Below are 11106 nucleotides of genomic sequence, written 5' to 3'. Positions count from 1 at the left end.
AACCCAGCCGATGGCGGCGGGGATGACGACCCGACGGTGACGCCGCTGGGCTCCAGCCCGTTGATTGCAATCACCAAGAGCGCGGATACGTCCGGTCTGTTGTCGCCTGTGCAGGTTGGTGATGCGATCAACTACACGTTCACGGTGACGAACACGGGCAATGTGACGTTGTCCGGTATCACGGTGACCGACCCGGGTGCGACGGTATCGGGCGGCCCGATCACGCTGGCACCGGGGGCGAGCGATACGGCGACGTTCACGGCGAGCTATGCGATCCAGCAGGCTGACATAGACGCTGGCACCTATTCCAACCAGGCGACGGTCGCTGGCAATCCACCGACTGGCCCGCCGGTCAACGCGGTCTCCGACGACCCGGTCACGGGCGATCCGAGCGATCCAACAATTGCGGTTATTCCTCAGACATCCGAGCTGAAGCTAACCAAGCAAATTGCTTCAGTGCGTCAGCTGTTCCCCTACACATATGAGATTACCTACCGTGTTGAAGCAATCAATACGGGCAATACGCAGTTGACTGGAATTCGGGTTACGGACGATTTGGCTGCCGCTTTCCAACCTGGACGCATGATTGAGCGGCCAACGATTTCGTTGGCTGGGTTTGGTGGCTCCCCGCAAGTAAATGCTGCGTTTGATGGAGTGTCTGATTTTGCGCTTCTTTCCGGCGACCCAACGCTCCAGCCGGGCGAAACGGGGACGGTGACGATCGTTGCGCGTGTGCAATTTGCGCGCGGTTATCCTCAACAGGGCAATATTGCGCGGGGGTCTTCTGATCAAACACCCGGCCCCATCCTTTCCGACGATCCAACGGTCACGCCAGGGGATGACACAGATCTGAATCCAACACCTAGGCCGGTGGACGATGCGGATGGTGATGGAATTCCCGACAGCAAGGAATCGGCAACCGCGGACCGTGATGGCGATGGTATCCCGGACTCGGATGATTACGATCCTACCGGCACATTCTACTGCGAAGAAACTGGTGCAATACAGCCGGGTGGATTGATTTCGGTCATAGGTCCGCTGGGCACACAGACCGGCGCTGGTTCTTCCAATAACATCACGATTGTCAGCGATGGCACGACGGGGCGCTTCCAGTTCTTTGTCTCTGCCGCTGGGCGCTACACGTTGGCTTACACCCTACCTGCATCGGGCACCGCCAGTGTTGATCGCTTGAGTTCGGGCACGCTTGATCTTTCTACGCGCGCAGCAACTGACCCGATTGTTCTGGGTGCGGGCGAGCTTCGTTCGACGCGTCAATTGCCGGATTTCTCACAGGCTGCCAACACGTTCTTTACGGTATTTGATATTGAAGAGGGTGATCCAAATGTGATCAACAACAATATTCCGCTACGGTTCTGCGGCACGCCGCAATTGACTGCTGAAAAGCGCGTGATTGGCAATCCGTTCTTGCTTGCCAGTGGCAGCACTCAGGTTACCTTCCGCCTCAGCCTGAAGAATGACGGAACCACGCGAGCTGAGAATATTGAGTTGAATGACGATTTGGATGCTGCTTTTGGCGCAGGGCAGTATTCTGTGACGTCAACCAAATTGGTGCTGAGAAACGATGTGTCCAACATCGATATCAATGGCGGCTTTGACGGTTCCAGCGATGTGAACGTGCTAACGACAGGGGGCAGTCTTGATCCTGGCGGAGAAGTTGTTGCGGATATTGTCGTGGTGGTCGCACCACAGAGTTCGGGCGAAAAAACAAACTCTGTTGTTGGGCGTGGAACGTCGCCGCTTACAGGCGACCCCATAACATCCAACGTTGCTACGGCTGCTGTGAATATTGCTGCGCCGGCTGCGTTGAGCGGATTGCGGGTCGAGAAGGTGTCTGTGCGCTCCACCGCGCGCATCGGTGACGTCGTTCCTTATACGGTCACGGTCACCAATCTGGATCCGCTGGCGCGCACCAACGTCAATCTGGTCGATCTCATCCCGGTTGGTTTCACATATCGACCTGGCAGCGGCACCGTTGATGGTGTCGCGCAGGAGCCTGTTCAGAACGGGCGTCGCCTTGTTTGGGGTGGGCGCACCGTTCCGGCTTTGGGCAGCGTTGTGTTGAAGCTCAATCTTGGTGTGGGTGCCGGGGCCACAGGCACGGAATTCATCAACCAAGCGTGGGTGGAAGACCCGGTCACGGGTAATCGGATTTCGACGATTGGACGGGCGAAAGTGACCCGTGAGATCGAGCATGTGTTTGATTGCGGCGAGATTATTGGCAAAGTCTTCGACGATAAAAACCAGAACGGTTATCAAAACAAAGGCGAGCCGGGCTTGCCGGGTGTGCGCATAGCTACCGTAAAGGGTTTGCTTGTTACGACCGACAAGAAGGGCCGCTTCCATGTCGCTTGCGCCGATCTCCCTGATGAGCGCATCGGCTCCAATTTCATCATGAAGCTGGATACGCGAACGTTGCCCAGCGGTTATCGCGTTACCACCGAGAATCCACGGGTCGTTCGCCTGACACGGGGTAAGATCACGAAGTTGAACTTTGGCGCTGCGATTTCCCGTGTTGTTCGCATTGATTTGAATGCTTCTGCCTTTAGCGGCAATTCAAACAAGCCTGTTAAAGAACTGAGCCACGGCATCGACAAGCTCCTACGGAAATTGGCTGGTGCGAAGCCTGCCACTCTGCGGCTGACCTATCACGCGACGCGCAGCGATCGGAAGCTGGCGCGCCAGCGCCTGAAAGCTGTTCGGAAGATGATCGACAAGAAGTGGCGGGCGTCCAATGGGCGTTATCGCTTGCCCACCGAAGTTCGGATTATCGGAGGCGGGAAATAATGCGAGCCCCCATGACATTGAAGCAACTCACGATAATTGCGCTTTCAACGACCGCGTTGATGGTGCCATCCAAATTGGTCTGGGCACAGGATTCAGATGGCGGCACCACAAAGCTGACTGTGGGTGAGAACACCGAGAAGGGGGCAGGTTCAGCCAATCCGGGTGCGGCCGGGTTCTCAATTTCTTATGACGGTGAGACGGTTGCTGGTGCTGAAGCCCCAGTGGATTTTCAACGTGAGGCGGATATCGACCTCAGTGCGGCTGATGTTCAGGTGAAGTTTGATGGCTTGGGCGTGGAGCCAACATTGAATGTTGCCACCAGCGACTTGCGACACAGCTATCAAAGTGGCGACGAAATTGAGTTTCGACTGTCTACCAATTATCCGGCTTGGATTTCGCAAGCGGAGGTTCGTATTTTCGAAGCTGAAAGCGGTAGCAGTGTTCCTGTGGCTGTGCTGCCTGCCGAAAACCCTAATGGCTTTGTCTCATGGGTGATGCCGAGCGATGATGCAAAGCTATATGAATACGTCTATCGCGTTTACGATGCTGAAGGGCGCTTTGATGAGACGCAGCCGCTTGGTCTGCGTCGCACGTCGCAGGCTTTCGATACCCATGAAACAGGACCGCAGGAAGAGGCGGTTGCCGCAGGCGAGGGCGATGACCGAACAGCAACGCGCAGCATTCCAGTCTATGGTGGTGCAGTGACAGTCTTTGGCCGTTCCGTGCCGGAGGGTGCGCGTGTCACAACAATTGGTGGGGACGTTCCGATTGATGCAGACGGGAATTTCGTCGTGCAGCGCATTTTGCCGCCGGGCGATCACGTCATTGATGTGGCAATTTCCGGCGACGGAGACCAGCAGCTCTCGTTCGAGCGCGAGCTGACCATACCGGAAAACGAGTGGTTCTATGTTGGGCTTGCCGATTTGACCGTTGGGCGACGGTTGAAGACAGATAATCTGGTTGCCGACTCCAGTGGCGAATTTGACAAGACTTACACCAAAGGACGTCTGGCTTTTTATCTGAAAGGCAAGATCAAGGGCCGCTATCTGCTCACCGCTGCCGCTGATACGGGCGAAGAGCGCATCGAAGATTTGCTCAAAAACCTGGATGCCAAAGATCCAAGAGCCGTATTGCGCCGCATCGATCCGGACAAATTCTATCCTGTGTATGGCGATGATTCTACGGCAGTCGAAGACGCGCCGACCGAAGGCAAGTTCTATGTTCGCCTTCAAAAAGACGACAGTCACGTTATGTGGGGCACATACCGCACGACAATCAAAAACACCGAATTCGTTCGAAACGACCGCACACTTTACGGTGCTCATGCACGCTACAAGTCTCCCCGTGTAACTGTCTCGGGTGACGCCAAGGTGGAGGCCGAGGCATACGTCTCGCAGCCGAGCACATTGCCGCAGCGTGATAACCTGCTGGGCACCGGTGGCTCTGTCTATTTCCTGTCTCGCAGCGACATCAATCGGGCTTCAGAAACGCTTGTTATTGAGACACGTGATGCTGTGACCGATGTAGTCGTTCGCCGCCGTGTGCTTCGGTATCGTGAGGATTACGATATCAACTACACACAGGGTGTGGTTATTCTCAAACAGCCGCTCGCGTCCACTGCACCATCCAGCACACTGGTGCGATCTGGCGCTTTGGGCGGCGACCGTCAGTATCTTGTTGCGCAGTACGAATTCACCCCGGCTTTGGGGGAGATTGACGGCTATTCATACGGCGGCCGCGCCCAGGGTTGGGTGTCGGACCGTCTGCGTGTTGGCGTTTCTGGCCTTTCGGAGAAAACCGGTGAAGCCGATCAGCAGGTGATTGCAGCTGATATATTGGTTAAGCTCGGCGAAAACTCGCATCTGCGTGGCGAGATTGCGGGTTCCCGTGGGCCGGGCTTTTCGCAATCCAATTCGATCAATGGAGGGCTGACGATCAACAGTAGCTCGATTTCTGGAGATGCTGACCGCACCAACTACGCTTACCGTGCAGACCTTCACATAGATCTGTCGGATTTTGACCCGGATTATAAAGGTTTCATCACCGCCTATTATCAAAAGCGGGACAAGGGTTTTTCATCTCCCAACCATGATGTTGCTGAGGACGAACGCGCTTTTGGGGTGCGAGCCAAGGTAGAGCTGACTGACACACTGCGTGCGCGCATTGAGCTTGAAGACTTCGAAGACAGAGCTGGTAAATCGAAGCGCGAGGCGGATGCTGAGGTTGAATTCGATATCGATGACTATTGGACGATTGGTCTGGGCATCAAGCATACCCATTTGGGCTCCGCTATCGCGAACGATCAAAACGGCGACCGCACCGATATCGGCGCACGGCTTACATATAACATCGACGATGATCAATCCTACTTCCTATACGGGCAGGGCACTGTGCACCGCAGCGGAAATCTGCGGCGCAACAACCGCATTGGCGTAGGGTTGGAGCGGCAATTGACCGAGAAACTCGGTGTGTTGGCAGAGGTTTCATATGGCAACACAGGTGTCGGCGGTCTTGCTCAGCTGAACTACAGCCCTACGCCGGATGACACTTATTACATCGGTTACCGGCTCGACCCAGACCGCGAATACAGTGGCACCAAGTCTCTACGTGGCGTGGATAGAGGCGGGATAGTTATTGGCGCGAGGCGCAAATACAGCGATGAGCTCTCTGCGTTCATGGAGAACAATTACGATATGTTCGGGCAAGAGCGTTCGCTCACCAGCACATATGGCGTCACTTACACCCCATCCGCTTTGTGGACGTTTAACGGCGGGGTTGAGATCGGCCAGTTGGATAATTCGCTTGCCTCTGACCTCGACCGCACAGCGATCTCGGCTTCCGTCTCGTACAAGGAGAAAGACCTGATTAGCTGGCGGATGAAAGGGGAAGTTCGTTTTGAAGATTCGCAGGATGATGGTCTCGACCGCACAACCTACCTCGCATCGGCTGGCATATCGGTAAAGCAAAGCGACGATTGGCGTTTTCTTGGCAACATCGATGCCGCTATATCGGACTCAAATCAGGCGGATTATTTGGATGGTGACTTTATAGAAGCCAGTATCGGCTATGCCTATCGCCCCGCGGATAACGATAAGCTGAACGCTCTTTTCAAATATTCCTATCTGTACGATTTTCCGGGTCCGGACCAAGTCAATCGGCAGGGCGAAGATCTTGGCCCTGCGCAGCGCAGCCATGTGTTGACTGCTGACGTGATTTACGACGTCAATGAGAAGTTGAGCGTGGGCGCAAAGTATGGCTTCCGCATTGGTGAGGTTTCTCAAGATCGTTCGGAAACGGGTTTTGTGAAGTCTTCAGCGCATCTTGGTGTGGTGCGCGGTGACTATCATATCGTGAAGAAATGGGATGTCTTTGCTGAGGCGCGTATTCTCCACACGCCGGAAATAGATACGACCTACACTGGCTTTGTTGTTGGCGCATATCGTCATTTTGGCGAAAACCTCAAAGTGGGGGCCGGTTACAATTTTGGGCAATTTTCTGACGATGTAACCGACCTGACTCTTGATGATGAGGGTGTGTTTTTGAATGTGATTGGCAAGTTTTAGTCTGTTTGTTCTTGTTATCTAAATTCCCTTAGAGCTTACCGGACGACCATCAGAAATTCGCTGTCGCTCAAAAGTTACTGTTGTATGTGGGCCTTTTCACTCTTTCGCCGAATTGTTATCAACATGGCGCAGCCAGTTGATCTGTTTTCCTGAACCGTCGCGTCTTCGACCGTGATGATAGCTGCAACGTGGAACAGTGCAGGGCGGAATCGAAATGAAAAAATGCATTAAATATCTTCCGCAACATGCAGATATTACGGAAAAAGACGAGCAGTTTGATGCGCCGCGCTTCGCCGTTGCTCCGATGATGGATTGGACGGATCGGCATTGTCGTTTTTTTCATCGTCAACTAACGCAACATGCTTTGCTCTATACCGAGATGGTGGTCGCCGATGCTTTGGTGCATGGGGATGTGGATCGGCATTTGATGTTTGATCGGGATGTTGAGCAACCTGTGGCTTTGCAGATTGGTGGGTCGGAGCCGGAGAAGTTAGCGCATTCGGCTCGGCTCGGTGCGCAATATGGATATGACGAGATCAACCTGAATGTCGGGTGTCCGTCAGATCGTGTTCAGTCCGGCGCCTTTGGCGCATGCTTGATGCGAGAGCCCGAACTCGTGGCGCGGTGCGTGGAGGCCATGAAAGGCGCGGTGGATATTCCCGTCACGGTCAAGTGCCGGATCGGAGTGGACGATCAAGATTCGCAGGTCGCGCTGGATGATTTTGTTGGTCGTGTGTTTGAGGCGGGCTGCGACGGGCTTTGGGTTCATGCTCGCAAGGCTTGGCTCAAAGGGCTAAGCCCCAAAGAAAACCGAGACGTACCGCCTCTCGATTATGATCGTGTGGTTCGATTGAAAGCGGATTGGCCAAACAGGTTTATTGGGATCAATGGAGGAATTGTTGATCTGGAGACCGCTGCTAGGCTTGCCCAACAGCTCGACGGGGTGATGCTGGGTAGAACAGCCTATCAAAATCCGGCACTGCTGGCCGATGTTGACACCGTGTTTTACGGTGAGAAGCCAAGTCTTCCGAATATGGACAAAGTGCGCGATGCCATGATTGGCTATGCGCATCAGCACATGGATGGCGGTGGGCGCTTGCATCATGTGACGCGACACATGATCGGGCTTTTTCAGGGGCAGCCGGGAGCGCGTCGGTTTCGCCAGATTATGACCGTCGATGCATCGAAGCCTGGCGCTGGCCCGCAAGTCATTGCTGATGCTTTTGCTGCGATTACGCAAGCCAAACGCAGGGATGCAGCCTGAGCGCCATTAACTTTACTCTTTGAAAACCATGTTTGGCAGAGTTGGTATGCTTGAAGATAGCAGGCAAATCTCCGATAATAGAAGCACAACAAAGACATTGAGTGTGTCGGGAGGGCAGCCTCCACCGACTCCATGTCATCTGAAACAGATGATCGAGCCTCACCGGCTCAGGAGACGGACTTATGCTCAAGACACTATTTCTTGCTGGCGCACTCACCACATCCTTGGTGGCGCTACCGACGCCCCACGCCCACGCCGATGATCGTCCGAATACCGGGCCGTCATTCAAGGTGGACAACAAGCATTCGAAAAAACACAATCGCTCGCGCTATCGCAATGACGACCGTTACAATCGCAGAAACAACGGAAACGGCTCGTTGTTGCGTCCTTCCGTTGTGGTGGTTGGTGGCAACACTGCGCGTTCCAGCGCATCTGCGAACGGCAACACCGTCACAATTAGCCCGGGCGAGGGCGAGCCCAGCCCGCTGAACCGCGTGTCTGAAGTTGTTGAGGTCAATGAGCTTCAGCAGGAATTGGCCGCCGCTCGCGCCGCATTGCGCGAAGCACGTGGTGGTGTCCGCGCAGGGAAATCCTTCACAATTATCGCTGGCGCCAATTTTGATGGTGAGCGCGTGCCATCTCCAGTCTATATGCCGGAGACGTATAGCGAAAGCATTGATGGTGACGGCAAGGTTATCTATTTCGACGAATAGATCGCCGCCCTCACGACATACAGCGAAAGAGCAGCTGCATTCGACACGTTGAGCGATTTGATTTCGCCGGGCATATCGAGCCGCGCGAGGTGTTTACACGTCTCGCGCGTCTGTTGGCGTAAACCCTTGCCTTCGGAGCCAAGCACGAGCACGGCTCTTTCAGGGTTGGCAGCGCTCAGCGCGGCTTCGAGAACCGCTGGACCCTCGCTGTCCAACCCGAAGCTCTCAAAGCCCATGTCGTTTAATTCATCCAGCGCTTTGGAAAAATTTCGCACTTCGATGATTGGCACTATGTCGAGGGCACCGGATGCAGCTTTTGCGAGTGCGCCGGTTTCCATCGCGGTGTTTCGGTGAGTAACGATAACGGCGTCCACGCCGAAGGCTGACGCGCTGCGCAAGATCGCACCAACGTTATGCGGATCAGTGATCTGATCCAGCATCAGCACCATTTTCTTATCTGCGAGATGAAAGAGCTCCGATGCGTCGCCATGACTGAGCGGCGCACAGATGAGAACCACCCCTTGATGCACTGCATCTGGTGCTACCATAGCATCCAATTCTTGCGGGCCGGTGATCGTGATCTCTAACGATGTGGTTTGTGGAATGTCGCCCAAACGTTTGAGCGCGTTTTCGGTGACGCACAATCTAACGAACGAACGGGCAGGGTTTGCCAAGGCTGCCCGCACCGCATGGAGGCCGTAAAGACGCACATGGTCGTTCGATGCGGACGGCCCGCCGCGTTTCCGTGGCGCAGAACCTTTGCGGTTGGGCCTGCTATTTGTTGTTTTTGCCGCATCGGGCTTCGCGCGGTCTTTTTTATGAGAGGTACGATGTTTCATGCCTTCCCATAACGTTCGTGGGCGATATGGCCAACCGCTGTTGGAAGAAAAGGCGTGTTGGATGCATAATTGTGCTGCGCAAACTGGCAATTCAGTTGACAGAAAAATGCCGCTTCGCCATAACCCGCGCTGACTGGTTTGGAGGAGTGTCCGAGTGGTTAAAGGAGACGGACTGTAAATCCGTTCGCTTAGCGTACGCTGGTTCGAATCCAGCCTCCTCCACCAGCCAGCTACTTTCGCCATCCTTTGGCGGAACCGGCAAGCGGGTATAGCTCAATGGTAGAGCAGTAGCCTTCCAAGCTAAATATGCGGGTTCGATTCCCGCTACCCGCTCCGCTAAGTCTCACTCCAAAATTATAACGTCAGCTTCAGCTTCGCTTCTTTGTCTTCGTATTCACGCTGCGTGTCGGTGATGTAGTCGCGCTGAAGAGGTGCGGCATCGCGCTGGCGGCTTAGCTGCATGTGGAAGACGAGTTGTGAGCCAGTGCGGAACATGGCCTCAGCGCTGATGAGATAGAATTCCCACATGCGGGCAAAACGCTCGTCATACATTTCCTCAACCTTGTCGCGGTTGTTCTGAAAGCGCTGCTCCCAGTGTTTCAGGGTCTCGGCATAGTGGACCCGCAGAAATTCCAGATCGAGACACCATAATGAATTGCGTTCGACGCTTTCGAACACCTCGGACAGAGCAGGGGAGTAGGCACCGGGGAAGATGTATTTGCGCATGAACTTGCTGGCCATTCCCGGCGGCGACATGTGGCCGATGGAATGGATGACCGCGAGGCCATGATCGGGCATCAGATCGTTCAGCTTGGCGAAAAATTCGTCGTAGTGAGACACGCCGACATGTTCAAACATTCCGACCGACACGATGCGGTCGAAGGTTTCTGGCACTTCACGGTAGTCTTGCAAGCGGAACTCCACTCGGTCTGCCAGCCCCATATCGTCGGCCCGCTTTGATGCCAGAGCCTGTTGCTCTTTCGACAGCGTGACACCGACGACGTGAACGTCTTCCATGCTGGCCAGATAAAGCGCCAAGTCACCCCAGCCGCAGCCGATGTCTAAGATGCGCTGACCGGGCTTGAGGTCCAGCTTCGAAGCCAGCAGGCGTAGCTTGTTGCGCTGGGCCTGTTCGAGGCTTTCGTTGGCGTTTCGAAAATAGGCGCAAGAATAGAGCATGTTGTCGTCGAGGAAGAGTTTGTAAAAGTCGTTCCCCAGATCGTAGTGGTGGGCGACGTTGCGTTGCGCCTCGCCCTTGCGGTTGCTCTGTTGTTTGCGCCGCGTGAGCATTGTGATCTTGCGGATCGCTTTTTGCAGCGGATAGTCCGCTAGCGACAGCCGATTGATAGAGAACAAATGCAAGAAGTCGCGAAGTGTTGAGCCTTCCTCGAACGTCATCGTGCCGTCCATGTAGCCTTCAGCAGCCGCGATTTCAGATTTGAATACAAGATCGCGATACAGTTTCTTATCGCTCAAGCGCATCACCACGTGCGGCCCATCGGACTTGCCCCCAAAAGTGTGGCGTTGCCCATCGGCGTCAATCACATCAAGTTGGCCTTTTTGAACAAAGGATTTCATCATATGGGACAAGGGAAACATGGGCGCACTGTGTTTCGAGGTCGGTGATTTTCAGCGTTACCACACCAGCCGTCGTCGTTGTAGTGCTTCGCCTCTTTCACAGTGCCCGACGTTTCGCGGGCTTCAATCACTGCCCAAGCGGCTGTGGCACTTGCAGCAAAGTCGGTATCGCCTTATATGCGCGCGCAAGCGGCGTTCTGCCGTTTGATTCAACACCCCACCGCCTGACGAGGATTGACATGGCTAAGGAAAAATTTGAACGCACCAAGCCGCATTGTAACATCGGCACGATTGGTCACGTTGACCATGGCAAGACGACGCTGACGGCGGCGATTACGAAATAT

At 54.7% G+C, this 11106-nt stretch carries 7 protein-coding genes and 2 tRNA genes; 7 read left to right on the top strand and 2 right to left on the bottom strand.

Features of this window, described 5'->3' with window-relative positions:
• The 4 genes from ACFQ14_RS14415 to ACFQ14_RS14400 all read left to right on the top strand — a co-directional run.
• A partial coding sequence (locus ACFQ14_RS14415; protein WP_377213455.1) for a DUF7507 domain-containing protein occupies positions 1–2805 on the top strand: 2805 nt, incomplete at its 5' end.
• 11 nt (positions 2806–2816) lie between these two features.
• Complete coding sequence (locus ACFQ14_RS14410; protein ID WP_377213454.1) at positions 2817–6368, top strand: TonB-dependent receptor; 3552 nt, start codon at positions 2817–2819, stop codon at positions 6366–6368.
• Between the two features lie 214 nt (positions 6369–6582).
• A complete protein-coding gene (gene dusA / locus ACFQ14_RS14405; protein WP_377213453.1) occupies positions 6583–7632 on the top strand; it encodes a tRNA dihydrouridine(20/20a) synthase DusA in 1050 nt (349 codons plus the stop codon).
• 182 nt (positions 7633–7814) lie between these two features.
• On the top strand, positions 7815–8345 hold the full coding sequence (locus tag ACFQ14_RS14400) for a hypothetical protein (RefSeq protein WP_377213452.1): 531 nt from the start codon (positions 7815–7817) through the stop codon (positions 8343–8345).
• On the opposite strand, the gene rlmB is transcribed toward ACFQ14_RS14400, so the two are convergent.
• Positions 8330–9184, bottom strand: coding sequence for a 23S rRNA (guanosine(2251)-2'-O)-methyltransferase RlmB (gene rlmB, locus ACFQ14_RS14395; protein WP_377213451.1), 855 nt, complete (start codon positions 9182–9184; stop codon positions 8330–8332). The genes ACFQ14_RS14400 and rlmB overlap by 16 nt on opposite strands.
• A gap of 140 nt (positions 9185–9324) precedes the next feature.
• On the opposite strand from rlmB, the gene ACFQ14_RS14390 reads away from it, so the two are divergent.
• Positions 9325–9409, top strand: a tRNA-Tyr gene (locus ACFQ14_RS14390).
• Between the two features lie 37 nt (positions 9410–9446).
• Positions 9447–9517, top strand: a tRNA-Gly gene (locus tag ACFQ14_RS14385).
• 21 nt (positions 9518–9538) lie between these two features.
• Here the strand turns inward: ACFQ14_RS14385 and ACFQ14_RS14380 are convergent.
• The gene (locus ACFQ14_RS14380) at positions 9539–10783 is read right to left on the bottom strand and encodes a class I SAM-dependent methyltransferase (protein ID WP_377213450.1); all 1245 of its coding nucleotides are present in this window, start codon (positions 10781–10783) and stop codon (positions 9539–9541) included.
• A gap of 218 nt (positions 10784–11001) precedes the next feature.
• On the opposite strand from ACFQ14_RS14380, the gene ACFQ14_RS14375 reads away from it, so the two are divergent.
• Positions 11002–11106, top strand: a 105-nt coding sequence (locus ACFQ14_RS14375) for a GTP-binding protein (protein ID WP_377212059.1), incomplete at its 3' end; no start/stop codon positions are given.

It is taken from the genome of Pseudahrensia aquimaris (assembly GCF_042676045.1).
Classification (GTDB): Bacteria; Pseudomonadota; Alphaproteobacteria; order Rhizobiales; family Rhizobiaceae; genus Pseudahrensia; species Pseudahrensia aquimaris.
This window is presented reverse-complemented; position numbering and strand designations above follow the sequence as displayed.